This is a genomic window from Streptomyces sp. NPDC088354 (assembly GCF_044753585.1).
GTDB lineage: Bacteria > Actinomycetota > Actinomycetes > Streptomycetales > Streptomycetaceae > Actinacidiphila.
This window is the reverse complement of sequence record NZ_JBIVNJ010000022.1, coordinates 101,923-125,337: the sequence shown is the minus strand read 5'-3', so window position 1 is coordinate 125,337 and position 23,415 is coordinate 101,923. Positions and strand designations below refer to the sequence as shown.

General features: G+C 73.7%; 21 protein-coding genes. 13 read left to right on the top strand and 8 right to left on the bottom strand.

Annotation, left to right across the window (positions count from 1 at the left end):
• Nucleotides 1–147 precede the first annotated feature (147 nt).
• From ACIP98_RS27610 to ACIP98_RS27600, 3 genes are all read right to left on the bottom strand, one after another.
• Nucleotides 148–318, bottom strand: coding sequence for a hydrophobic protein (locus tag ACIP98_RS27610; RefSeq protein ID WP_319664007.1), 171 nt, complete (start codon nt 316–318; stop codon nt 148–150).
• 265 nt (nt 319–583) lie between these two features.
• Nucleotides 584–2,191, bottom strand: a complete 1,608-nt coding sequence (locus ACIP98_RS27605) for a glycerol-3-phosphate dehydrogenase/oxidase (RefSeq protein WP_401978472.1) — start codon at nt 2,189–2,191, stop codon at nt 584–586.
• The gene (locus ACIP98_RS27600) at nt 2,188–2,790 is read right to left on the bottom strand and encodes a TetR/AcrR family transcriptional regulator (RefSeq protein ID WP_319664005.1); all 603 of its coding nucleotides are present in this window, start codon (nt 2,788–2,790) and stop codon (nt 2,188–2,190) included. The genes ACIP98_RS27605 and ACIP98_RS27600 overlap by 4 nt, the downstream gene beginning before the upstream one ends.
• Nucleotides 2,791–2,860: 70 nt before the next feature.
• On the opposite strand from ACIP98_RS27600, the gene ACIP98_RS27595 reads away from it, so the two are divergent.
• The 4 genes from ACIP98_RS27595 to ACIP98_RS27580 all read left to right on the top strand — a co-directional run bounded on the left by ACIP98_RS27595 (nt 2,861) and on the right by ACIP98_RS27580 (nt 6,837).
• On the top strand, nt 2,861–4,459 hold the full coding sequence (locus tag ACIP98_RS27595) for an FAD-binding oxidoreductase (RefSeq protein ID WP_401978477.1): 1,599 nt from the start codon (nt 2,861–2,863) through the stop codon (nt 4,457–4,459).
• A 28-nt stretch (nt 4,460–4,487) separates the two neighbouring features.
• Nucleotides 4,488–5,369 carry a diacylglycerol kinase family protein gene (locus ACIP98_RS27590; RefSeq protein ID WP_319664004.1) on the top strand — a complete coding sequence of 294 codons (882 nt, stop codon included), beginning with the start codon at nt 4,488–4,490 and terminating at the stop codon, nt 5,367–5,369.
• A 105-nt stretch (nt 5,370–5,474) separates the two neighbouring features.
• Nucleotides 5,475–6,281, top strand: a complete 807-nt coding sequence (locus ACIP98_RS27585) for a hypothetical protein (RefSeq protein WP_401978470.1) — start codon at nt 5,475–5,477, stop codon at nt 6,279–6,281.
• A 34-nt stretch (nt 6,282–6,315) separates the two neighbouring features.
• Nucleotides 6,316–6,837 (top strand): AAA family ATPase, encoded by a 522-nt coding sequence (locus ACIP98_RS27580; RefSeq protein ID WP_401978468.1) that lies wholly within the window; start codon nt 6,316–6,318, stop codon nt 6,835–6,837.
• Nucleotides 6,838–6,854: 17 nt separating this feature from the next.
• Here the strand turns inward: ACIP98_RS27580 and ACIP98_RS27575 are convergent, their stop codons facing one another.
• Nucleotides 6,855–7,691 (bottom strand): SDR family NAD(P)-dependent oxidoreductase, encoded by an 837-nt coding sequence (locus ACIP98_RS27575; protein WP_401978466.1) that lies wholly within the window; start codon nt 7,689–7,691, stop codon nt 6,855–6,857.
• Between the two features lie 270 nt (nt 7,692–7,961).
• On the opposite strand from ACIP98_RS27575, the gene ACIP98_RS27570 reads away from it, so the two are divergent.
• From ACIP98_RS27570 to ACIP98_RS27550, 5 genes are all read left to right on the top strand, one after another.
• Nucleotides 7,962–8,588 (top strand): DUF1345 domain-containing protein, encoded by a 627-nt coding sequence (locus tag ACIP98_RS27570; protein WP_401978464.1) that lies wholly within the window; start codon nt 7,962–7,964, stop codon nt 8,586–8,588.
• A gap of 327 nt (nt 8,589–8,915) precedes the next feature.
• Complete coding sequence (locus ACIP98_RS27565) at nt 8,916–10,157, top strand: hypothetical protein (protein ID WP_319663999.1); 1,242 nt, start codon at nt 8,916–8,918, stop codon at nt 10,155–10,157.
• 56 nt (nt 10,158–10,213) lie between these two features.
• Entirely contained in the window at nt 10,214–10,699 is a 486-nt protein-coding gene (locus ACIP98_RS27560) for an RNA polymerase sigma factor (RefSeq protein ID WP_319663998.1), read from the top strand.
• The gene (locus tag ACIP98_RS27555; protein WP_319663997.1) at nt 10,683–11,519 is read left to right on the top strand and encodes a DUF4232 domain-containing protein; all 837 of its coding nucleotides are present in this window, start codon (nt 10,683–10,685) and stop codon (nt 11,517–11,519) included. The genes ACIP98_RS27560 and ACIP98_RS27555 overlap by 17 nt, the downstream gene beginning before the upstream one ends.
• A gap of 139 nt (nt 11,520–11,658) precedes the next feature.
• Nucleotides 11,659–12,630, top strand: a complete 972-nt coding sequence (locus ACIP98_RS27550) for an aldo/keto reductase (protein ID WP_319663996.1) — start codon at nt 11,659–11,661, stop codon at nt 12,628–12,630.
• 25 nt (nt 12,631–12,655) lie between these two features.
• Here the strand turns inward: ACIP98_RS27550 and ACIP98_RS27545 are convergent, their stop codons facing one another.
• Nucleotides 12,656–13,888, bottom strand: coding sequence for a PP2C family protein-serine/threonine phosphatase (locus tag ACIP98_RS27545; protein ID WP_401978462.1), 1,233 nt, complete (start codon nt 13,886–13,888; stop codon nt 12,656–12,658).
• Between the two features lie 488 nt (nt 13,889–14,376).
• On the opposite strand from ACIP98_RS27545, the gene ACIP98_RS27540 reads away from it, so the two are divergent.
• The 3 genes from ACIP98_RS27540 to ACIP98_RS27530 all read left to right on the top strand — a co-directional run bounded on the left by ACIP98_RS27540 (nt 14,377) and on the right by ACIP98_RS27530 (nt 19,078).
• The gene (locus ACIP98_RS27540) at nt 14,377–16,143 is read left to right on the top strand and encodes a hypothetical protein (RefSeq protein WP_401978461.1); all 1,767 of its coding nucleotides are present in this window, start codon (nt 14,377–14,379) and stop codon (nt 16,141–16,143) included.
• Nucleotides 16,144–16,168: 25 nt separating this feature from the next.
• Nucleotides 16,169–18,142, top strand: a complete 1,974-nt coding sequence (locus tag ACIP98_RS27535) for a phosphocholine-specific phospholipase C (protein WP_401978459.1) — start codon at nt 16,169–16,171, stop codon at nt 18,140–18,142.
• Between the two features lie 156 nt (nt 18,143–18,298).
• Entirely contained in the window at nt 18,299–19,078 is a 780-nt protein-coding gene (locus tag ACIP98_RS27530; protein WP_319663991.1) for a GntR family transcriptional regulator, read from the top strand.
• Between the two features lie 299 nt (nt 19,079–19,377).
• On the opposite strand, the gene ACIP98_RS27525 is transcribed toward ACIP98_RS27530, so the two are convergent.
• Both ACIP98_RS27525 and ACIP98_RS27520 read right to left on the bottom strand, forming a co-directional pair.
• Nucleotides 19,378–21,015 carry a phosphonate degradation HD-domain oxygenase gene (locus ACIP98_RS27525; protein WP_401978457.1) on the bottom strand — a complete coding sequence of 546 codons (1,638 nt, stop codon included), beginning with the start codon at nt 21,013–21,015 and terminating at the stop codon, nt 19,378–19,380.
• Between the two features lie 125 nt (nt 21,016–21,140).
• Nucleotides 21,141–21,587 (bottom strand): MarR family transcriptional regulator, encoded by a 447-nt coding sequence (locus ACIP98_RS27520; RefSeq protein ID WP_319663989.1) that lies wholly within the window; start codon nt 21,585–21,587, stop codon nt 21,141–21,143.
• Nucleotides 21,588–21,685: 98 nt separating this feature from the next.
• Here ACIP98_RS27520 and ACIP98_RS27515 point away from each other — a divergent pair, with 98 nt between their 5' ends.
• Nucleotides 21,686–22,663 (top strand): zinc-binding dehydrogenase, encoded by a 978-nt coding sequence (locus ACIP98_RS27515; protein ID WP_401978456.1) that lies wholly within the window; start codon nt 21,686–21,688, stop codon nt 22,661–22,663.
• Here the strand turns inward: ACIP98_RS27515 and ACIP98_RS27510 are convergent.
• Entirely contained in the window at nt 22,653–23,357 is a 705-nt protein-coding gene (locus ACIP98_RS27510) for a TMEM175 family protein (RefSeq protein ID WP_319663986.1), read from the bottom strand. The genes ACIP98_RS27515 and ACIP98_RS27510 overlap by 11 nt on opposite strands.
• Between the last annotated feature and the right edge of the window lie 58 nt (nt 23,358–23,415).

The window sequence follows — 23,415 nt, the reverse complement described above, 5'->3', positions numbered from 1 at the left end:
GAGCGGTGGGGGGCCGCCCCGCGCCCCCCGGCGCGGGGGGGCCCGGCGGGGCCGGGGGGCGGGGGGGGGGCCGGGGGGCCCCGGGGGGGGCGGGGGGGGGGGGGGGGCGCCGGGGGCCCCCCCCCGTCCGCAGGAGTCAGTGGGAGGTCACCACCGGTACCAGCGCGACCTGCCGCCTCCCGAGGAGGTGCCGCGCATGACGAAGCCCAGCAGCCAGAGCACCAGGATGACCAGGGCGACCCACCACAGGGCCTTGAGAGCGAATCCGGCCCCGAAGAGAACAACGGCCAGAAGCAGGACCAGCAAAAGGGGAACCACGTGTGCCTCCTGGGGACGAATGCATGACTGTGCGGCTGCCTGAAAGGGGCGACCGGAGAATGCGGGCGCACAGCCGGATGCCGGCCGGAGAGGGGTCCGGCACCCGACTGCACCGTTCACCGCGATGTTCGGGTGCCCCGGAAGCCGGTCCGCAAACACGCTCCGTTCCCGGTCGAGTTGCGGCGGAAGCGCGCACGTGTTCCGGGCCGGAATCCCCCTGCCGGCCCGAGGGCGTGCCGTCCGGACGCGGGCCGGTCCCGCCGCGTCACGCCCCGGCCGCGCGGGCCAGTGCCTCCTCCGCCGCCTTGACGGCCTCCGCGCGGTCCGCGGGGACCAGTCCGATGCGGGTGCGCCGGTCGAGGAGGTCGGCGGCGTCGAGGGCGCCCTCGTGGCGTACCGCCCACAGGAGTTCGGCGCGGGTCACGGGATGTCCCGGCACGACGGGCTCGCGCAGCGCCGGTTCCGCGGCGCCGAGGGCGTGGACCGCCGGGGCCTCGGCGCCGTACCGCCGCACCAGGCGGCGCGGCGCCGCCAGATCGGTCAGCTCCGCGGCCGGGGCGGCGCCGACCAACGGCAGGGAGGCCGTGCGGGACGGCCCGGCGCCGAGGCCGCGGGCGGACACCGCGGCGTCGACCGCGTCCTGCGCCATCCGCCGGTAGGTGGTCAGTTTGCCGCCGACCACGGTGACGACACCGTCGCCCGAGGTCAGGACCGCGTGCTTGCGGGAGATGTCGGACGTGTGCTCGGCGCCGTCGGCCGTGGTGTCCAGGAGCGGCCGCAGTCCGGCGAAGGCGCCGACGACGTCCTCGCGTCCCACCGTGGCGTCCAGCGCGGTGCCGAGCACGTCGAGGAGGAAGCCGATGTCGGTCTCGGGGACCTCCGGCACGTCGGGGATGTCGCCGTCGACCGGCTCGTCGGTCAGGCCGACGTAGACCCGGCCGTCGCCCTGCGGCAGCACGAGCACAAAGCGGTTGGACTCGCCGGGGATCGGGATGTGCAGGCCCGCGGGGAGGTCGCCCAGCGGCTCCGCGCGCAGGACGAGGTGGGTGCCGCGCGAGGGCCGCAGGCGGATGCCGTCCACCAGTCCGCCCGCCCACACCCCGGCGGCGTTGACCACGGCGCGGGCGCGGATCTCGGTCTCCGCGCCGGTGAGTTCGTCGCGTATCAGGGCGCCGGAGCCGGTGAGCGCGACCGCGCGGACCCGGGTCAGGACCCGTGCGCCGTGCGCGGCGGCGGTGCGGGCGATCGCCGTCACCAGACGCGCGTCGTCGGTGAGTTGACCGTCCCAGGACAGCAGGCCGCCGCGCAGCCCGGACGGGCGCAGCGCGGGGGCGAGGTGCCGCGTCTCCACGGCGGAGAGCCGGCGCGGGGCCGGCAGCGTGGCGCGGGAGGTGCGGGCGGCCAGCCGCAGCGCGTCGCCGGCCCGGAAACCGGTCCAGGCCAGGGCCGCCTGGCCGCGCGAGACCAGCGGGGTGAGCGGGAGCACGAAGGGCAGGGCCCTGACCAGGTGGGGGGCGGTGCGCTCCATCAGCACGCCGCGTTCGACGGCGCTCTCGTGCGCGACGTCCAACTGGCCGGAGGCGAGGTAGCGCAGACCGCCGTGGATCAGCTTGGAGCTCCAGCGCGAGGTGCCGAAGGCGAGGTCGTGGGCGTCGACGGCGGCGACCGACAGGCCGCGCGAGGCGGCGTCGAGGGCGGCCCCCGCGCCGGTGGCGCCGAGGCCGACGACGAGGACGTCGACGGTGACGCCGCTGTCCGCGAGTTCGCCCAGTTCGCGAGCGCGGCGGACCGCGGACAGCGACGACGCGAGCGGGGCGGACGGGGTGGACGGGGCGTGCGAAGCGGAGGCGGCCGGGCTGCTCGTGGGGCTCATGGCGTCAGGGTCCTCTCCAGCATGAGCCGCAGTTCCTGGAGGAACGCGGCCGAGTTCAGGTCGGGGTCGTCCTCGTCGGTCATCGTGCGCAGCGAGAGCGTGAACGACTGCACGAGCAGCAGCACGGCCCGCGCCTGCCGGGCGGGGTGGGCGCGTCGGACGGAGCCGTCGGCGTGGCCCGCCTCCAGCGCGGTGGTGACCAGTCGCAGCACCGCGTCCTGGCTGGCGCCGCGGCGGTCGAGTACATAGGGGAGCAGCAGTTCGGGATCGACGTCGACGATCTTGACGAAGAGCGGGTGCGCCCGGAAGGTGCGGACGCCGTCCACCAGTCCGTCGACCAGCTGCGTCCGGATGTCGCGGTCCTCGGTGTGCCGCGGCATCGCGTCCGTCGCCACGCTCACCCATTCACGGGTCATCAGGTCCCCGACCAGGGTACGGACATCGGGCCAGCGCCGGTACAGGGTCATGCGGGAGACGCCGGCGCGGCGGGCCACGTCGGTGAGGGTCGTGCGGCGGACGCCGACGGCCAGGACGCAGTCGCGGACCGCGTCGAGCACCGGATCCGCCGCTGTCCGAGTGTTGTGACGAATAGGCGTCATGTGTCACAGTGTAACGCCTGTGAGCCCCGCAGGAGCCCGCATCCCTGCCCCGACCGGTGAGGACGACGACGTGGACATGTTGTGGAGCGGCTGGGGCGACCCGGCCAAGGCGGCCCCACTGCCCGACACCGTGATCGGCCTGCTGCGCGATCTCCTCGGGGTCACGCCCCGCGAAGCCGCCCCGGCCGGCCTGGACGGGATCGAGGTCCCCGAGAGCCCGCTCGGCGACGAGGCCCGTGACGCGCTCGCCGACGCCGTCGGCGGCACGTCGTACGTCCGTACCGACGCGGAGAGCCGGATCCGGCACACCCGCGGCAAGTCCACCCCCGACCTGCTGCGCATCCGGGCCGGCGACGTCGTCGCCGATCTCCCCGCCGCCGTCGTGCTGCCCGCCGGCCACGACGAGGTGCTGACGGTGCTGGCCGTGTGCGCGGAACACGACCTGACCGTCGTGCCGTTCGGCGGCGGCACCTCCGTCGTCGGCGGGCTGGCCCCGCAGGGCGGCCGCCCCTTCGTCGCCCTCGACCTGCGCCGCATGGACCGGATGCTGTCCCTGGACCCGGTGTCGCGGACCGCGATCCTGCAGCCCGGCCTGCGCGCCCCCGACGCGGAGGCGCTGCTGGCCGAACAGGGCTTCACCCTCGGCCACTTCCCGCAGTCCTACGAGTGGGCCACCATCGGCGGCTTCGCCGCCGCGCGCTCCAGCGGCCAGGCGTCCGCCGGATACGGCCGCTTCGACGAGATGGTGCTGGGCCTGACCGTCGCCACCCCGCGCGGCACCCTGGACGCCGGCCGCGCGCCGCGCTCCGCCGCCGGCCCGGACCTGCGTCAGCTGGTCCTCGGCTCCGAGGGCGCGCTCGGCGTCATCACCTCTGTCACCGTGCGCATCCGCCCGGTCCCGCGGGTCACGGTCTACGAGGGCTGGCGCTTCCCCGGGTTCGCCGAGGGCGCGGCCGCGCTGCGCCGGCTCGCCCAGGACGGCCCGCGGCCCACGGTGCTGCGGCTGTCCGACGAGACGGAGACGATGATCGGCCTGGCCCAGCCCGACGCCATCGGTGCCTCCGACGGCCCCTCGGCGGCCGGCTGCGTCGCCGTCACCGGCTACGAGGGCACCGAGGAGGACACCGCCTACCGCCGCGCACGGGCCGCGGCGGTGCTGCGCGACTGCGGCGGCGAGTACCTCGGAGAGGAACCCGGGCAGCGCTGGGCCCACGGCCGCTACTCCGCCCCTTATCTGCGGGACGCCCTGCTGGACGCGGGCGCCTTCGCCGAGACCCTGGAGACCGCGACGTTCTGGTCGCGCCTGCCGGAGCTGTACGACTCGGTGCGCCACGCGCTGACCGCCACCCTCGCGGGCGCCGGCACGCCGCCCCTGGTGATGTGCCACATCTCGCATGTCTACGAGAACGGCGCCTCGCTCTACTTCACGGTCGTGTCCGCGCAGGGCGAGGACCCCGTCGCCCACTGGGCCCCGGCCAAGACCGCCGCGAACGAGGCGATCATCGCCGCGGGCGGCACCATCAGCCACCACCACGGCGTGGGCGCCGACCACCGCGACTGGTACGTCCGCGAGGCCGGCCCGCTGGGCATCGCCGCGCTGCGGGCCGTGAAGGACGCGCTCGACCCGGCAGGCCTGCTGAACCCCGGCATCCTCCTCCCCGTCCGCTGAGGCCCACTCCCGTCCCGGAGGCACGCGCATGCGACAGTTCACGGCCGTCGTCAACCCCACCGCCGGGGGGTCCACCGGGGCCGCCGCCCTGCTTCCGCTCGCCCGGCTGCTGCGCGAGGCCGGTGCGGAGCTGGAGACGGAGTACAGCACAAGCCTGCCCCACGCCCGGGAACTCGCCCGCCGCGCGGGCGCGTCGGGCCGCGTCGTGCTCGCCGTCGGCGGGGACGGCATCGTGGGCGGGATCGGCGGCGCCCTCAGCGGCACGGCCGGCGTGCTCGGCCTGGTGCCCGCCGGCCGCGGCAACGACTTCGCCCGTGCCCTCGGCCTTCCCTCGGGGCCGGACGAACTCGCCCGCGTTCTGCTCCACCGGGACCCCCGCCCGGTCGACACCATCGAGATCGACTCCGCGGTCCACCACCGGACGGTGGTGCTGGGCAGCGTCTACGCGGGCGTCGACGCCCTCGCCAACCGCCACGCCAACGCCTCCCGGCTGCTGAGCGGCGCGGCCTCGTACTACGCCGGCGGACTGCGCGCGGTCGCCGGCTGGCGCGCGGCCGCCTACCGCGTCACCGTCGACGGGGTGCCGCACGAGCGCCGCGGCTACACGGTCGTGGCCGCCAACTCCGGCTACTACGGCTCCGGTCGCGCGATCGCGCCCGGCGCCCGCGTGGACGACGGGCTGCTCGACGTCGTCATGATCCACGACGCGCCGCGCCGCCTCTTCTTCGCCCTGATGAACGAACTCAAGACCGGCGCCCATGTGCACCGGCCCGAGGTCGAGATCGTCCGGGGCAGGGAGATCCGCATCGAGGCCGACCGGGACGTCCCCTACGGCGCGGACGGCGAGGTCGACGCCGTCCTCCCGGTCACCGCGCGGATCCGGCCCGGTGCGCTCAAGGTGCTGTACTGAGCCCAAGGCGCCGCTGCTGTAGGGGAATCGAGCTCGGTACGCACAGTCGCGGGCACCGGTCCGCGCCCTAGAATACGACGGGCATCATTGGGAAGGCGGTGGGCCGTGGGGGGAACGCCGGTGCCGGGCGAGCCGGGTGCGGGGCGGACGACGCGCAACGCCGGAGGAGCGTCGCGCACCCCGCCGGCCGTCGAGGGCCGGGTCCACGCTGCGGGCGGCATGCCGACCACCGCGATGCCGGACCGGCACCAGTGCTGGGCGATGCTCCCGCCCGAGGTGCGGCAGCAGTTGGAGCACGACAGTGGTGCGCTGCTGGAGTGGTGGGCCACCCGGCTCACGGGGACCGGGGACGAGGCCGTGACGTTCGGCCGGTTCGCCTTCCGCGTCGCCGAACGGGTGGCCGGGCGGCGCGGCGGAACCGGGTACCGCGTCCGTACGCTCCTTCTCGACCCCGCGTCCTTCCACGAGCAGGCCTTCCGCGGCAGTCCCGGAGGTTCCGGCGGCGCCGGCGTGCCCTCCGCCCGGAACAGCGCCACCGGCGCCGCCGCCTCGCTGTTGTCCCGGCACCGCCCGGACGGCGCGGCGCACGGTCCCGTACCGGAGCCAGCCGCGCCTGCCGAACCCGAACTGACGCAGGAGGCACGGGACTTCCTCGGCAACCTGCCACCCGCGGTGCAGCGGTACCTGCAGCAGCCCTTCCTCACCGAGGACCGCCGCGTCACCGCCGGCTGGTACTACGAGGAGACCGTCCACGGCGGCTTCACCGAGACGGCCGTCTGGTGCCACCTGGTGGGCGCGCGCACGGTGGCCTTCGCCTCGGGGACGCGATGGCTGCCGGCCGGTGCGCCGCCCGCCCGCGCCACGTGGTCGGTGGTGTGCCGCCGCGCGGCGGTACGGCGGCCGGGGCGCTGACCGGCGGCGGCAACGGCGGGGATAACCTGGCCGGATGAGACGCGTCCTGGTCGTCGGCATCAGCGGTGCGGGCAAGACCACCATGGCCCGTGTGCTTGCCGCGCGCCTGGACCTGCCGTTCCACGAGATGGACTCCCTGAAGTTCACCGGACCCGGATGGGCCGCCGATCCGGCGTTCCGCGACCGGGTGGCGGAGATCGCGGCCGGTCCCCGGTGGGTCTTCGACTCCTTCGGCTACCCGGAGGTCAGGGACCTGGTGTGGACGCATGCCGACACCGTGGTCTGGCTCGACTACCCCCGATCGGTCGTCATGCCGCGGATCCTGCGCAGGTCGCTGCGGAGGACCGTGCTGCGCGAGCGGATCTTCGGCGGGAACGTGGAGACGGTGTCCTCCTGGTTCCGTGCCGACCACCCTGTGCGGTGGGCGTGGTCCCAGCACGCGGCCCGGCGCGCGGAGATCGAACGGCGGTCCCTCGACCGTCGCTTCGCACCGCTGCGCGTCGTACGGCTGGTCACCCCGCGCTCGGCGCGCGACTGGCTGCGCGCCACGGGCTGAACGGGCCCGGCGCGGGCTCAGATGCTGCGGTGGCCGCGTACCGCCTCGCGCATCGCCGCCAGTGAGGGAGCCAGCGCCGCGTCGACCGCGAGGGGATCGGCGGTGTTGAGCCGCTGCAGCTCACGGCGTTCGGGACGCTGGGTGTTGATGTCCACCTCACCCGCCTCCACGCCCGCGACGATCTCCCTGACGACCTCCTCGACCGGCCGCCGCCCGTACCCCAGGTCGGCGCCCGCCCGGGAGGACTCCATCATCGGCGTCTGCGTCCCCCCGGGGTACGCGGTCGCGACGTGGACGCCGCTGCCCCACAGCTCCCTGCGCAACGCCTCGTCGAAACGGGCCAGGCCCGCCTTCGTCGCCGCGTACACGCTGTAGTACGGCATGCCCACCAGTGCCGCGCCGGACGCGATGCCGAGCACCACCGCGTGACCGTGTGCGGCGCCGGCCGCGCGCAGATGCGGCAGCGCGGCCCGGGTCGCGAGGATCGGAGCGAGGAGGTTCAGTCCGACCATCGCGTGGATGTCCGCGGCCGCGATGTCCTCGTCCAGTGCCCCGGCCCGTACGTTTCCCGCGTTGTTGACCAGCACGTCCAGGCCGCCCAGGATGCGCACGGCGTCCTCGACCGCCTGCTCGGGCCCCCTCTCCGACGTGAGGTCGTGGATCACGGCACGGGCCGTCCCGCCGCGCCCGGTGACGAGTCGGGCGGTCTCCTCCAGTGGCGCGGCGCGCCGTCCGGCGAGCACCAAGGAGCAGCGTCGCACGGCGAGTTCCAGGGCCAGTGCGCGCCCGATCCCGCTGCCGGCCCCCGTGACGAGGACCCGCCGTCCGGAAAGGTCGAGTGGCGATGTGTTCATGGACCGCTCCCTCCGCCACCGGTGTCCGCGGGGCCGCGTGCCCCGTACTGGGAACAACCCCGCCGGTCGCCGACTGCTTCCCCCGGTTTTCCGCCGCCCCTATCCGGACTGGGGTCCCACTTCCGGTGTGATTTGGCTGCCTACGTATCGGGTTGATGCTTTCCTGTGGTCCGTGCGAGGGGAGAGGTGGGCTACAGTCGCGGTGCCATTGCCGCCGGCATTCGCCCGTCCCGCGCGAAAGCCGGACCGGGATTCCCCGAAGAAGGAACGATGTTCAGCAAAATCCTGCTCGCCATGTCCAGAATGACCGAGGCCGCACTCATCCTCCTCGGCGTCGCCATTGTTGTCCTCGACACCCACACCAGGACGTACATCGGGCTCTGGGACGTTCTGGCCCTCGTGTACCTGGCGACCCGGATATCCCGTCTCAGGAAGAGCAGGCGCTACGTCGACAGTGACAGCGCCGACTGGCTCAAGGGGATGCTCGGCCGGCGGTCCGGCCTGGTCTTCACGGTCTTCACCAGCCTCATCGGCATCGTCGCGGGGGTGATGATCGTCATCGACAAGGGGCACGGCCTGTCCGATCTGTATTCCAAGCTCGTCGGTGTCCCCGCTGTCCTGCTCGCCTGGGCGATCCTCCACTTCGGCTATGCGGAGCGTTATGCGCAGGTGTACTACGCCACCCTGCCGGACGAGGTGCTGGCATTCCCCAACACCAAGCGCCCGAATTTCGCGGACTTCGCCTATTTCTCCTTCACGCTCGGCACCACGTTCTCCGTTTCCGACGTGGAGACGCAGAGTTCCACGATCCGGACCCGCATTCTCTCGCACAGCATTCTGTCGTTCGTCTACAACACCGCGACGCTCGGTATCGCGGTGGGTGTGATCACCGGCTGACTCTGCGGCGGCATTTCCACCCGGAACCGCGGACCCTCGATCCCGGTGGTCTCCGGAACGCGGACCCGGGCCCGGGAAGGTCTGTCGCCGGCGCCGGAAGCGGCCGTCCGGCGACTGCCGGAGGCGCCGCCCGCGCCCGGGGCGGAGGCCGGTCCGGGCTGCCTTTACCGTTCCGTGACAACCAAGGGCGCCGCGCCGGTCTCTATACCAGTGCCGTCGTGAGGACGCGACGGCTCCGGGTGATCCGCCGTCAACAGTGAGTGAGTCAAAGTGAGCGCGTCACGTCGTCCGCACGGGGAACCGTCCCGGCTGCCTCGCAGGCTGTTCATGGGACTCGGTGCCGGGGGCCTGCTGTCGGCCGGCGGCTACGCGCTGTACCGCGGTGCGGGCGGTGAGGCCTTCGCGCACGGCAACCCGTCTCCGGCACGGTCCTCCTCGGAGCCCTCCCCGCCGCCGTCCTCGGCGCCGCCGCGCGACGAGCCGCCCAGCATCGAGCGGCCGCGGCTGATAGGCGACGGCTCGACCTCGCTGACCGGTGCCCAGCCGCGGCAGCCGGAGGTCCACCGGCTGGAGAAGGGCGAGCGGCCGCCGCAGTTCGTCGTGATCTCCTGGGACGGTGCCGGCGAACTGGACAACGGTCTCTTCGCCCGCTTCCGGAAGATCGCCGAGGAGGCGGGCGCGGCCATGACGTTCTTCCTCTCCGGTCTGTACCTGCTGCCCGAGTCCAAGAAGCACCTGTACGACCCGCCCCGCAACCCGGTCGGCGCCTCCGACATCGGCTACCTGACGGACGCCCACATACGGCTGACGCTGCAGCAGTTGAGGGCGGCATGGCTCGAGGGGCATGAGATAGGCACCCACTTCAACGGCCACTTCTGCGGTGGCTGGGGTTCGGTGAAGCGCTGGTCGCCCGCGCAGTGGCGCAGCGAGATCGAGCAGGCCACCCGCTTCGTGCAGGAGTGGCGGACCAACACCGGCTTCCAGGACCTGGACCCGCTGCCCTTCGACTACACCAAGGAACTCGTCGGCGGCCGCACACCCTGCCTGATGGGCCAGTTCAACCTGCTGTCCACCGCGGCCTCCCTGGGCTGGCGGTACGACGCCAGCTCGCCGGGCGGGCTCCAGGTCTGGCCGCGCCGCAAGCTCGGCATCTGGGACTTCCCGCTGCAGTCCGTACCGTTCCCCGGGCACAGCTTCGAGGTGCTCTCCATGGACTACAACATGCTCGCCAACCAGTCCGGCACCACCCAGGGCGACCCCGCGCGCCGTCCCGCCTGGCGCGACCAGGCCCGCGGCGCCTACCTGGCCGGCTTCGAGCGCGCCTACAACGGCAACCGCGCCCCGTTCTTCATCGGCAACCACTTCGAGCAGTGGAACGGCGGCATCTACATGGACGCCGTGGAGCAGGTGATCGGCGAGATGGCCCGGAAGGACGACGTCCGCATGGTCTCGTTCCGCCAGTTCTGCGACTGGCTGGAGGCACAGCACCCCACGGTCGTGCGCAATATGCAACGGCTTAATGTGGGGGAGCGGCCCGTCGGCGGCTGGAAGAGCGTCGTCACCGTCTGACGGGCGCGGTGCCGTCGCGCGGGTCGGGGGAGCGAGACAGGAATGGCGGATTCGGTGTGAGCAGCGCAGCGGAGGCGGAGGAGTTCTTCGAGTCCTTCTATCCGCGCCTGGCCGGCTGGTGCCGCAGGCTCGTGGACAGCGACGCCATCGCGCACGAGATCGCGGCCGAGTCGTTCACACGGCTGTGGTCGCGGTGGGCGACGGTCCGCGAACCGGCACCGTACCTCTTCTCCATCGCGGCGAACCTCGTGAAGGACCACTGGCGCCGGCAGGAGCGGGAGAAGGACGCCGTACGGCAGCTGGAGGCCGTGGCGGTGGACCACGCCCCGGCCGCCGACCACGGCACCGAGATCCGCGCCCTGGTGGAGGCCCTGCCCAGGCGGCTGCGCGTCCCGGTACTCCTGCACTACTACGCCGACCTGTCCGTGAACGACATAGCGGCGGCGCTGCACCGCCGCCCCGGCACGGTCAAGAGCGATCTGCACGCAGCCCGGCAGCACCTGCGGGCCTCTCTCAGGGGGCTTCATGAAACGACCGTCTGACCCGGGTGACCCCGCCGAGGCCGGCGCCGGGCGCGCGCAGGACGTGCCGAGCGAGATCGCCGAGGCGTTCCGGCAGCCCGTCGTCCTGCTGGCCCCGCCGCCCGGTGCCTTCACCGCCGTCCGCCGCCGGGCCCGGTCCGCGCGGCGCCGGCGGGCGGTCGCGTTCGGCACCGCCCTGAGCGGATGCCTGGCGGCCGCGGTGTTCCTGGTGCCCCTGCCCGGCAGCGGCAGCGGCGGCGGCGACCCGGGCGTGCGGCCCGCCGCTCCGCCGGCGAGCGTCCTTCCCTCGGAGAGCGGCGACCCGACGACCGCCGCACCCGTGCCGTCCGCCAGCACCCGGTCGCCCGTGGTGCGGCCGTCCGCACCCGCTTCCGCTCCGGTGTCCGAGGTCACCGCATGCCGGTCCGCACAGCTCAAGATCGCCTTCGGCGGGTCCGAGGGCGCAGCGGGCTCGGTGGAGCGCGCGCTGGTCTTCGTCAACTCCGGACCGGGCCCCTGCACCCTGCGCGGCTTTCCCGGGGTCTCCCTGGTCGGCGGCGCCTCGGGCCGGCAGATCGGCGAACCGGCCGAGCGCGCGGGAAGTCCCGGAGCGGCCGTCGTGCTGCCGCGGGGCGGCTCCGCGGAGGCCCTGCTGCGCATCGCCCAGGCCGGGAACTACGATGTGAAGACGTGCGCGCCGGAGAAGGCCCGGGGTCTGCGCGTCTACCCGCCCGACGAGCGCGACGCGCTCTTCCTGCCGGACGACACGCTGGTGGGCTGCGCCGCGACCGGCGTCACCGTCCTGTCGGTGACCGCCGTGCACGGCCCCGCGACCCCGTGACGCCGCGGCGGCCCGCCCTCGCCGGGGATGCCGGTCCGGGCGAGGGGCATGATCCGAGGTGCTGTGCCGGGCGAGAGGACGGGCAGGTGCTCTGCCGGCGCACGCCCCGAAGAACCCATCCGCGGAGGTAGGTAGGAACGTGCAGTACACGAAACTCGGCTCCACCGGTCTGGACGTCTCGCGCATCTGTCTCGGCTGCATGAGCTACGGCGTGCCGGAGCGCGGCAACCACCCCTGGACGCTCGACGAGGACGCCGCGCGCCCGCTGATCCGCGCCGCCCTCGACGCCGGCGTCACCTTCTTCGACACCGCCAACGTCTACTCCGACGGCACGAGCGAGGAGATCGTGGGGCGGGTGCTGGCCGAGCACGCGAACCGCGACGACATCGTCCTGGCCACCAAGGTGCACGGCCGCATGCGCCCCGGTCCCAACGGCGCGGGCCTGTCGCGCAAGGCGATCCACTCCGAGATCGACGCGAGCCTGCGCCGCCTCGGCACCGACTACGTGGACCTCTACATCACGCACCGCTGGGACTACGACACCCCGGTCGAGGAGACCATGGAGGCCCTCCACGACGTGGTCAAGGCGGGCAAGGCGCGCTACATCGGCGCGTCCTCCATGTACGCCTGGCAGTTCGCCAAGGCCCAGCACACCGCGGAGCTGGGCGGCTGGACGAAGTACGTCAGCATGCAGAACCACTACAACCTCCTCTACCGCGAGGAGGAGCGCGAGATGCTGCCGCTCTGCGCCGACCAGGGCGTCGGCGTGACGCCGTGGAGTCCGCTGGCCCGCGGCCGCCTCACCCGGGACTGGGACGCCGGCAGCGCCCGTCAGGAGACCGACGAGTTCGGCCGGAGCCTCTACCCCGAGCAGGACCGCGTCGTCGTCGACGCGGTGGCCGCCATCGCCGCCCGGCGCGGCGTGCCGCGGGCCCAGGTCGCCCTGGCCTGGCTGCTGCGGCAGCCGGGGGTGACCGCCCCCATCGTGGGGGTCGGCAAGGAGCAGCACCTGCTCGACGCCGTCGGCTCGCTCGACCTGCGGTTGGACGAGGCGGAGCTGAAGGCCCTGGAGGAGCCCTACCGGCCGCATGCCGTCGTCGGCTTCAGCTGACGGCCCGTCGCCGTCCTCGCACCGTTCAGAGGCGCACGACCACCAGCGCCGTGTCGTCGGTGATCCCGCCGGGCGGCAGCAACTCGCCGAGCGCCGCGTCGGCGAGCCGCTCCGGTCCCGCGCCGCGGTGCCGGGCGAGGACGTCGGCGAGCCGGGCGAGACCGGCGTCGATGTCCTCGCCGCGCCGCTCGACCAGGCCGTCGGTGTAGAGCACGAGCGTGTCGTCCGTGTTGAACCGGACGACGGCCTGCGGCCTGCTCACATGGTGAGGACGGACGCCCAGCGGCGGGTCGGTGGCCTGGTCGAGGAAGTCCACCGTGCCGTCGGCGTGCAGCAGGACCGGCGGCGGATGTCCGGCACTGCTGTAGGTGATGGTCCGCTCGCCCCAGTCGACGAAGGTGTTCACCGCCGTCGTCGACTCGGCCCCGGGCACCGAGCGGGCGTACAGCCCCAGGACCTCCAGGGCGCCGGCCGGGCCGTCCGCGACCCGTGAGGCCGCGCTCAGCGCGCTGCGCAACTGCCCCATGACGCACGCCGCGGGCAGGCCGTGCCCCACGACGTCACCGACCGAGACACCGATCCGGTCGCCCTCGCCGGGCAGCTCCACCAGGTCGTACCAGTCGCCGCACACGTTGAGCGCGCCCGTGGCCGGCCGGTAGCGCACCGCCACGCGGTGCTGCCCCAGCGGTTGCGGGGCGGGCAGCATCGCCGCCTGGAGGGCGAGCGCCACCTCGCGCTCCCGGGCGTGGGCGCGCCGCAGCCGCTCGTTGACCTCCTGGAGTTCGCGGGCCCTGCCGTACAGCTCGGCCTCCAGCACCCTGGCGCGGTCCTGGTCGGGGCGGCCCCGGGCGCGGATGAGCTCGGTGACCTCCTCCACCCGGTGCACCACCAGCGCCACGTGCCCGTCGTCGCCGAACACCGGCGTGTTGACCGGGCTCCAGTAGCGCTCCTCCCACTGACCGGGGTGCTCGGGGTCCTCGACGTCGTACCGCTGCAGCGCCATGGCGTCCCGTTCGCCGGTCGACGCGACGCGCCGCAGGGACGCTCCGAGGTTGCGCATACCGGACGCCCCCCGGTGGGCGGGGTTGTCGGGGAACACGTCGAAGAGGAAGTGCCCGATGACCTCCGTGGCCGGACGGCCCGACAGGGACAGGTATTCCTCGTTGGCGTCGAGGAACAACAGCTGCGGGGTCAGGAGCGCCACCGCGCTGGGCAGGCCCCGGAAGACCGCCGCGTAGTCGATTCCCGCCTGTGTCACGTCCCGACCGCCTCGGTGCCGACGTCGTCCTGAGCCTGGCGATCATACGAACGGGACCCGCGGATGCCGGTGACCCCGGAGCGCGCGCCGGGCGAGTCCACACGGGCGGGCCTGACGCGGTTCGCGAACGGCCGGCCCCGGGGCGCCCCGATCGTCGCGGGCCCGGCTGCGCACAGTTCCCCTCGCGGCCGCGCGCACCTTCCGCGACCGGGCGGCGCGTCGCGCGGGCGTGCGTGCCGCCCGCCCGCGCACCCCCGGCGAGCCTCACCTCCGCCCGACAGTCGCCGTTGGCCTGGTGTTTCACCGCTTCTCGCGCTCGTCGGCGCTCGCGCCGCACGGAGCGAGAATTCCGTTTGCCGCCCGGTCGGCGGCAATCCCGCGTTCACCGGGACGTCGCCACGGGACGGCTTGCTAGAGCGAAGTTATATAGACAACTTTGCTCACCCGGGTCCGTCGCGGCGGTGCCCGGGCGGAGAGGACCCATCACCGTGCCACCTCTCACTCGTGACGCAGCGTCCGGGAGCACCATCGCGCTCAGCTCCACGACGTCCCCGCAGCGGGGCGACAAGCTGAGCTTCACCTGGACGACGGACTCCCCCGACCCGAAGAACTGGATCGGCGTGTACGACGGCGACCGCAAGCCGGCGAGCGGCAGCGGCTCCCTGGTGTGGACGTACGTCCCCGGTGCCTCCGGCACGGCGACGCTCGACACCTCCGGCCTCAGCGGCGGGCCGTACACCGTCTACCTCCTGGCCAAGGACGGCTACGGCATCCTCGCCCAGAGCGCGCCGTTCAGCTTCGCCGGCGCACCCACCGGCGACTCGATCACCCTCAAGACCGCCAACCCGTACGAGGGCGACCAGGTCGTCTTCCACTGGACGACCGACGCGCCCAACGCGACGAACTGGGTCGGCGTCTACGACGGCGACCGGCAGCCCGGCACCGGCTCGTCGCTGGCGTGGGAGTACACGCCGGCCGCCTCCGGCGACATCACGATCAACACCTCGGGCCTGACCGGCGGTCCGTACACGGGCTACCTGCTGGCGAAGGACGGCTACGGCATCCTCGCCAAGACCGCGCCGTTCAGCTTCCTGCCCCGCCCCGTCATCCCGCGCCCGCACGCGGTGGTGGACGCCCTCACGGCCGCCCCGCAGCTGGAGGGCGCCGAGTTCTCCGTGCCGCTGGCGGGCCTGTGGGTCCGGCCCGAGGGCAACCCGGCCGGCAGCGCGACGTTCAAGAGCGCCGGCGGCGACAGCTGGCTGTCGGTGGCCGCGGACGGCACCGTCAGCGGCAAGGCGCCCGCCAACACGCCCAAGAACCCCGGGCGCCTGGTCGTCTCCGTCACCGACAGCGCGGCGGGCACGGACACGATCACCGTCCAGGTGCCGGTCCGCGACGACCGCGACCGCATCCCGCTCAAGGTCGCCTCGCTGAACCTCTGGGACGGCGGCACCCACGTCGACGGCTTCGCGGAGAAGCTGCTGGGCCTGGTGCTCACCCAGGGCCTCGACGTCGTCGCCCTCCAGGAGTCCGGCGGCACCGCGGCCGGCGACCTGGCCCGGGCGCTCGGCTGGGACGTCCACCAGGCCGGCGGTCTCGGCATCGTCAGCCGCTACCCGCTCACCGACGTCGTCGCCCCCACCGCGGACCTGCCGGCGGCCGCCGCCACGCTGCGGCCGCCCGGCGGTCCCGCGGTGCGGCTGTGGACCGCCCAGCTGGACGAGGCGGACTACGGGCCGTACGCGCTGCTCGCGGGCCGCTCCGCGGCCCAGGTCGAGACGGCGGAGGAGCAGACGCTCCGCTACCGGCAGGTCACCGCGCTGGCGGCCGCGATGCGGGCCGACATCGCCTCCCGCGGCCCGGTCGTCCTCGCGGCCGGCCTCGCCTCGCCCTCCCACCTGGACTGGACAGCCAGGACGGCCGACCAGCACGGGGGAGTGGGCCGCCTGCGCTGGCCCGTCACCGGGACCCTGGAGCAGGCCGGACTCGTCGACGCCTTCCGCGCCGTCCACTCCGACCCCGTCGCCGTGCCCGGCACCACATGGTCCCCCGTCAGGCCGCAGCGCGACGGCGGCACCGGAGCCGAGCCGCAGGACCGCGTCGACCAGGTCCAGTACGCGGGCCCGCTCCGCGTCGTCGAGGCGCACAGCCTCGTCACCGGCTGGCCCCGGCCCGTGCCCGGCACGGCCGCCAACGGCTGGCCCTCCGACCACGCCGCCGCCGTCGTCACCTTCTCGCTGTCCGCCCGCGGCTGACCCGAACGAACCGAAGGACCACCCCATGACCCAGTTCAGCCGCCGCGCCTTCATCGGCACCGCCGCCGCCGGGGCTGCCGCCGCAGCCGTCGGACTGCCCGGCACGGCCGAGGCCGCGAGCCACGACGACCGGGACGGCAGCATCGCCGACGTCAAGCACGTCGTCATCCTGATGCAGGAGAACCGCAGCTTCGACCACTACTTCGGCACGCTGGGCGGTGTGCGGGGCTTCGGCGACCGCCAGGCCGTCGTGCTCCCCAACGGCGACTCCGTGTTCCGCCAGCCGGACCGCAGCCGCTCCGAGGGCTACCTGCTGCCCTTCCGGATGGACACCACCAAGTACAACGCCCAGAACGCGGGCGGCCTCCCGCACGACTGGGACACCGGCCACTCCGCCGTCAACAACGGCTCCATGGACAAGTGGGTCTCCGCCAAGGGCGAGCGCACCATGGGCTACTTCAACCGCGAGGACATCCCCTACCAGTACGCCCTCGCCGACGCCTTCACCCTCTGCGACGGCTACTTCTGCTCCTTGAACGGCCCCACCGACCCCAACCGCCTCTACCTGTGGACCGGCACCGCCGGCCCCGGCGTCGACGGCACCACGGGCCCGTGGACCGACAACACCCCGGTCACCGGCAACCCGGTGGCCGACTGGACGACGTACGCGGAGCGGCTGGAAGAGGCCGGCGTCAGCTGGCGTGTCTACCACAACCCGGACGGCTCCGACGACCGCTACGGCGACTACGACGACAACGCGCTGTCGTACTTCAGGCAGTTCCACGCGTTCCCCAAGGACGACCCGCGCTACATCAACGCCATGACCAAGTTCGACCCCACGGCGTTCGACAAGCACTGCAAGGACGGCACCCTGCCCACCGTCTCCTGGCTGGTGGCGCCCTACCTGTTCAGTGAGCACCCGTCGGCCGGCCCCGACTACGGCGCCCACTGGGTCGACACCGCGCTCCAGTCGCTGTTCTCCAACCCCGAGGTCTGGAAGCACACCGTCTTCCTGGTCATGTACGACGAGAACGACGGCTACTTCGACCACGTCATCCCGCCGATGCCCGAGCCGGGCACCAAGGACGAGTTCGCGAACGGCAAGCCGATCGGCCTGGGCAGCCGGGTGCCGCTGTGGGTCGTCTCGCCCTGGTCGCGCGGCGGCTGGGTCAACTCCCAGGTCTTCGACCACACGTCGGTGGTGCAATTCCTGGAGCGCGTGACCGGTGTGCGGGAGCCCAACATCTCCGAGTGGCGGCGCACCGTCTGCGGCGACCTCACCAGCGCCTTCGACTTCACCAAGCCCGACTACAGCATCCCGGCCCTGCCGGACACCGTCGCGCTGATGGCGAAGGCGGACGCCGGCAACTCCCTGCCCGGCGTCAAGATCCCCACCGCGCAGGCCATGCCGGTGCAGGAGGAGGGCGAGCGTCCGCACCGCCCGCTGCCCTACCTGCCGTGGGCCGACGTCACCGTCGACCGGGCCACCGGCAAGGTCACCTGCACGCTGACCAACGACGGCACCGTGGGTTACCACTTCACCGTGCTGCCCAACGTCGCCCTGCCGCGCGTCGGCACCCCGTTCACGGTCCAGCCGCACTCGTCCCGCACCTATGTGTGGGACGCGGCGGCCACCGACGGCCGCTACGACTTCTCCGTGCACGGCGCCGACGGCTTCGTCCGCCGCTTCGCGGGGATCGTCGTCCGCGACGGCCAGGACGACGTGGCCGCGCCGCTCGTCGCCGCGACCCTGCGCCGCGCCGACGACCCGGGGCACACCACGGTCGAGCTGGAGCTGCGCAACGAGGGCGGCTCCGACGTGGCCTTCACCGTCACGCCCAACGACTTCTCCGGCGAGGAGGAGACCGTCTGGGTCCGGGCCGGCCACAACGACACCGTGAAGTGGCGCACCGACGAGGGCCGGTACGACGTGACCGTCACCGCGGGCACCGGCACCCGCTTCGTCCAGCGGTACGCGGGCACCGTCCACGCCGTGTGACGCGACTCCGCAGGGGGCCCGTCCGGGGCGGTCGCCCCGGACCGGCCCCGCGGCACGCCCCACCTGGGCCCGGAGCCGCGGGTCCGGCCGGATAGGGTCGGTCCGTGGCCGGCCGCACTGCCGGTCCGGTGGACACGAGACCGGCCGGGAGACACGTTGCGTGAGGACCACGGCGGCGGCGACAGCGACCTGCGGTACCGGAGGGTCGCCGCCGAGCTCCGCGCGGCGATCATCACCGGTGAGTACGCCTCCGGCGCCAAGCTGCCCCCCGAGGGCACGCTGGCCGAGCGCTACGGGGTCTCCCGCGGCACGGTGCGGCACGCGCTGGCCGTACTGCGCTCGGACGGCCTGGTCACCTCCCGGCGCGGCACCCCGCGCACGGTGCTCGGCGGCCCGCGGTCGCAGAGCTTCTCCGAACTGCTGAGCTTCACCAACTGGGCGCGTTCCCTCGGCGAGACGCCGGGCGGCCGGGTCGACCGGGTCGTGCGGCGCCCGGCCGAGCCCGAGGAGGCCGCGCAACTGGGCCTGGAAGCGGGGGCGGAGGTCTACCTCGTGCTGCGGGTGCGGACCCTGTCCGGAGAACCGGTGATGGTCGAACGGTCCGTCTACCCCGCCCGAGTGGGCGCCCTGGTGGCCGAGCTGGCGCCCGACGTCGTGTCGCACACCGAGGCCCTGGTGGGTCACGGGGTGCTCTTCACGGACGCCGACCACACCATCGACATCGCATGGGCCGACGAGGACGACGTCCGGCTCCTGCAGTGCCCGACCGGCCAGGTCCTGCTGCGCGAACGGCGCCGCACGACCGATCCGGCGGGCGCGCCGGTGGAGTGGTCGGAGGACCGCTACCTGCCCGGCACCATCGCGTTCACGGTGCACAACTCGGTGGCCGCCTCGACCCTGGGCCGCCAGCACAGCCCGCGCACCGAGAAGGCCTGATCGCCCCCCGCCGCCCCGGCCCCGCGAGGGGCGTCTGCCGTGGGGCCCCGTAGGGGCGCGGGGAACTGCGCGCTCAGCCCGCGCGGACCCGTACGCGACCCACGGGCCCGGCCCCGCGAGGGGCGTCTGCCGTCGGGCCCTGAAGGGGAGCGGGGAACTGCGCGCTCAGCCCCCGCCGACCCGCACCCGGCCCACGGGCCCGGCCCCGGAAGGGGCGTCCGCCGTCGTGCCCCGTAGGGGAGCGGGGAACTGCGCGCTCAGCCCCCGCGGACCCGCACCCGGCCCACCGGCCCCGCGGTCTAGCCGCGCACCAGCGCGGCGAGCAGAGGGACGAAGTGCTCGAACGGCGGGGTGAACGCGTCGGGGTCCTTCGCGGCCTCGTCCCAGCGGCGGACGGCGACCGCGTCGGCCGCGCCCGGCAGCGCGGCGAAGGCGGCCGCCTGCTCCGGCGCCATCGGGCCGCCCTGGACGGCCAGCGTGTGCTTGGACGCCTCCGACAGCCGGTCGTGGTACCCCGGTTCGACCGCGCACAGGTAGCGCTTGGCGGCGACGTGCAGCCGCACCGGCTCGGTGACCTCCGGTCCGAACCACCGGGCCAGCAGGTCGGCGCCGGTGTGGCTGTGCCGGTTGTCGGTGCCGTCCATCAGGTCCTGCCCGGTGACCTCGCCCGCGAAGTGCCCGACGTCGTGCAGCATCGCAGCCGCCACCAGGTGCGGCGCGGCGCCGGCGGCCTCGGCCCGGGCGCCCGCCTGCAGCATGTGCTGGGCCATGGAGACCGACTCGCCCAGGTACTCCGCCGATCCCGCGCCGGCGAACAACTCGGCCAGCGGCTCCAGGGTGTCCGCGCGCCGCAGCACGGCCAGGCTGCCGGCGAGGCCGTCGAGGTCGGCGTAGCAGCCCTGCAGGTGACGTGCCCCGTCCGCGGCGAAGGCGGTACGGGCGTGCAGCAGACGGGTGTTGTCGAACACCAGGCAGTCGCCGGGCGAAAGGCGCAGGTCCAGCTGCAGTTCCGGTCGGAGCAGCAGCTCCGCGAAGGTCCGGTACGCCGCGTAGAAGGCCTCGAGCTCGGCGGCCGGAAGCCGCAGGGCGCCGATGGAGCGGTTGTTGAAGCGCACCTCCCGCACCCGGCCGAGGGCGTCCGTGCCGATCAGGGGGCGGTCGGCGCGCAGCTCGGTCCCCGCGTCGCGGAAGACGAACGGCACGGGCGTCCGGCTGAGGACGGCGAACGCCTCCGGGTCCTCGCGGCGCAGCATCGCGGCCGCGGCGAAGCCGTCGACGAGGCCGGAGTCACCGCCCTCCGCGTCGTTGACCAGGCAGTGCAGCAGCTGGATCGTCGGGACGGGGTCGCGGTACGGGTTGTCGGTGTGCGGCGTGATGGCGACCGAGGTGAAGGCGAGGTTGTTCGGGTCGGGCTCGACGCGGACGTCGAAGAGCTTGCCGTAGTTGGTCTCGCGGACGAAGCCGAAGGTCTCCGCCACGGCGAGCACCTGCCCCTCGCGCTCCGGCACCCGGTGCAGCAGCATGAAGCCGAGCCGCAGGACGGACTCCAGCAGGCGTGCGCGCAACCCCGGTTCGCCCAGGTAGGCGTCCCAGTCCGCCTCGGGCAGCCGGCCGGACAGATCGCGGGCCCGCCACAGCTCCTTGCCGTGCTCGGTGCGCCGGTCCCCGTACGAGGTGCCGCCGGGCCGGTGGGCGGCGAGCCAGGCCACGGGGTAGGCGGACCGGTGACCGTCGGGCGCCCAGACGACCTCGACCGCGGGCCCGGCGGCGTCGCCGGTGACGTCGGTCGCCGTCTCGACCCGCAGCCCGTCGGGCAGGGCGCCGATCTGGAAGAGCTTCTGGCCCGACCGCGGGTCGCGGCAGTCCGTGCAGGGGCAGTTGTCGCGCAGCCACATCGCGGGCAGCTCGTCGACCGGGAAGGCGGTCAGGGGGGTCATGTCTCTCTCCTCGGCAAAGTTGTATAGCCAACTTCTCCGACCGTCACAGGGCGACGCGACCGGGGAGTGGCCATTGGGTGGCCGGGGGGCGAACCCCCGCCGACTCGCCGTGCGCGGTCGCCCGGTCACTGTCCGGCGGCGTCCAGGAGCTTGGTGGCCACGATGCGGAGGAGGGTGTGCTCGACGGGTGTCAGGCCGGCCGTCAACGCCGCGACGTGCTGCTCCATCTCGTCGGTGCACCGGCTGCCGAGCTCCCGCCCGAGCGGTGTGAGGCCGACCAGGACGCCGCGCCCGTCGTGGGGCGAGGGCAGTCGTTCGACCAGCCCGCGCTTCTCCGCGCGGCTGACGAGTCCGGTCATCGAGGACTTGTCCAGGCCCAGATGGCGGGCGAGTTCGAGCATGCCGGGCCGGCGGTCGCGCAGGATGCCGAGCAGCCGGACCTGGGGGAGCGAGAGGTCGTGCTCCGCGGCGACGCGCGACAGGGCGCCCTGGATCAGGAACGACAGCTGGGCGAGGGCGTCCAGCGTGTTCTGCGGTCCCTCGGTGAGGTCCGGTTCGCGGTTCTGGGTCATGGGCTGCCTTCGCTTGACATGGTACGTGGCGCAAACTAAATTCAAAGTAGTACGTGCAACAAACTATCAGTGCCCGCTGGCCGTCCAGGAGGTTTTCCATGCGCGCCGCCGTCGTCCACTCCTTCGACGCACCGCCCCGCTACGGCACCGTCGCCACCCCAGAGCCGCGCGGGGAGCACGAGATCCTCGTCGACGTCCTGGCCGCCGGGCTCCACCCCCGGGTGCGCTCCGGCGCCGACGGCAGCCACTACACCTCGGAAGGCGTCCTGCCCCTGGTCCCGGGCATCGACGCGGTCGGCCGCACCCCGCGGGGCGAACTGTTCTACTTCGTGGCCCCGGACGGCGCGACGGGCACCATGGCCGAACGGGCCGTCGTCGACCGCCGCCGCGCCGTCACCCTGCCCGCGGGCACCGACCCGGTCGCGGTGGCCGCCGCCATGAACCCCGCCATGTCCTCGTGGGTCGCTCTGCGCCGGCGCGCACCCCTGCGGCCCGGCGCCTCCGTCCTGGTCCTGGGCGCCACCGGCAGCGCCGGACGGCTCGCCGTCCGGATCGCCCGACACCTCGGCGCCGCCCACGTCGTGGCCGCCGGCCGAGACCCCGAACGTCTCGCGCTGCTCCTCGGCCTCGGCGCCGACGAGACCGTCCCCCTCCGCGGCGACCCCGAGAAGACCGCAGACCACCTCGGGCGCGCCGCCGGTGACGTCGACATCGTCCTGGACTACGTCTGGGGGCCGGCCACCGAGCACGCCCTGCCCGCTCTGCTGACCGCTCGCGCCGAACGCGCCAGGCCCCTCGCCTGGGTCCAGATCGGCTCCGTCGCCGGGCCGGACATCACGTTGCCCTCGGCCTTCCTGCGCGGCGCGAACCTCCAGCTCATGGGGAGTGGCCAAGGCTCGGTCAGCACCGCCGGCATCCTCGCCGAACTCCCCCTGCTCGCCGAACTCATCACCTCTGGCACCCTCGCTGTCGACACCCTTCCCGTCCCGCTCTCCCGGGTCGAGCAGGTCTGGACCGCGCCGGAGGCGCCCGGGCAGCGTGTCGTGCTCACCCCGGACGGGGGACTCAGCGCTTGAAAACGCCGAAGAGGCGGCCGGCCGGTCCTTGGTGAAGGCCCTCACTGGTGAGGGCGTGATAGAGGATCACCACGCCGATGCAGACCATCCCGACGACCGGGCCGACGAACCACCCGCCCACCCCGCAGACCACGTAGAGGACGAGGCCGGTCAGCGGCCGGATCCGCTGCGCCCGGAGGTAACGGGGCGGAACGCCGGGCTCCACCAGGGCAGGACGGTGGCACAGATACGTGAACACCCCCCACCACGGCGCCGACATGACGGCGGCGACCAGGGCGTACAGGACCACCGCGACCCGCTGGTCGTCCGCGCCTCCGCCCTTGGCCAGGGCGTCCCCGAGAACCGCGGTGGGAAAGGGCACGATCACGGTGCTGAACAGGATCGCGAGGTTGATCCACAGCAGGCCGCAGTCCATCCGGCGGATCCGCCGGAAGAGCGCGTGGTGGTTGAGCCAGATCACGCCCACATAGACGAACGAGACGACGAATGCCACATAGGCGGGCCACTGCGCGACCAGGGCCGACGCGAGGTCACCGGACCGGAAGTCGTGGTCGTAGAGGTCGAGCACGAGCAGCGTGATCACGATGGCGAACACGCCGTCGCTGAAGGCCTCGACCCGTCCGGTGTCCGTCAGCCGCGTGCCGTCGTCGTCGGACGCGCCCGACGGCTGCTCACGATCCGCTGCACTTGCCACATAGCGGATCTTACGGACCGTGCGGACCAGGACACCGTGCACCGCGCGGTGCGAAGGC

Bases quoted from the DNA above. Each gene is read 5' to 3' on its own strand.
- ACIP98_RS27535 (WP_401978459.1), top strand. From the start codon at position 16,169: ATGACCCAGTTCAGCCGCCGCGCCTTCATCGGCACCGCCGCCGCCGGG.
- ACIP98_RS27525 (WP_401978457.1), bottom strand. From the start codon at position 21,015: ATGACCCCCCTGACCGCCTTCCCGGTCGACGAGCTGCCCGCGATGTGG.
- ACIP98_RS27520 (WP_319663989.1), bottom strand. From the start codon at position 21,587: ATGACCCAGAACCGCGAACCGGACCTCACCGAGGGACCGCAGAACACG.
- ACIP98_RS27570 (WP_401978464.1), top strand. From the start codon at position 7,962: ATGTTCAGCAAAATCCTGCTCGCCATGTCCAGAATGACCGAGGCCGCA.
- ACIP98_RS27590 (WP_319664004.1), top strand. From the start codon at position 4,488: ATGCGACAGTTCACGGCCGTCGTCAACCCCACCGCCGGGGGGTCCACC.
- ACIP98_RS27575 (WP_401978466.1), bottom strand. From the start codon at position 7,691: ATGAACACATCGCCACTCGACCTTTCCGGACGGCGGGTCCTCGTCACG.
- ACIP98_RS27555 (WP_319663997.1), top strand. From the start codon at position 10,683: ATGAAACGACCGTCTGACCCGGGTGACCCCGCCGAGGCCGGCGCCGGG.
- ACIP98_RS27580 (WP_401978468.1), top strand. From the start codon at position 6,316: ATGAGACGCGTCCTGGTCGTCGGCATCAGCGGTGCGGGCAAGACCACC.
- ACIP98_RS27600 (WP_319664005.1), bottom strand. From the start codon at position 2,790: ATGACGCCTATTCGTCACAACACTCGGACAGCGGCGGATCCGGTGCTC.
- ACIP98_RS27605 (WP_401978472.1), bottom strand. From the start codon at position 2,191: ATGAGCCCCACGAGCAGCCCGGCCGCCTCCGCTTCGCACGCCCCGTCC.
- ACIP98_RS27565 (WP_319663999.1), top strand. From the start codon at position 8,916: ATGGGACTCGGTGCCGGGGGCCTGCTGTCGGCCGGCGGCTACGCGCTG.
- ACIP98_RS27515 (WP_401978456.1), top strand. From the start codon at position 21,686: ATGCGCGCCGCCGTCGTCCACTCCTTCGACGCACCGCCCCGCTACGGC.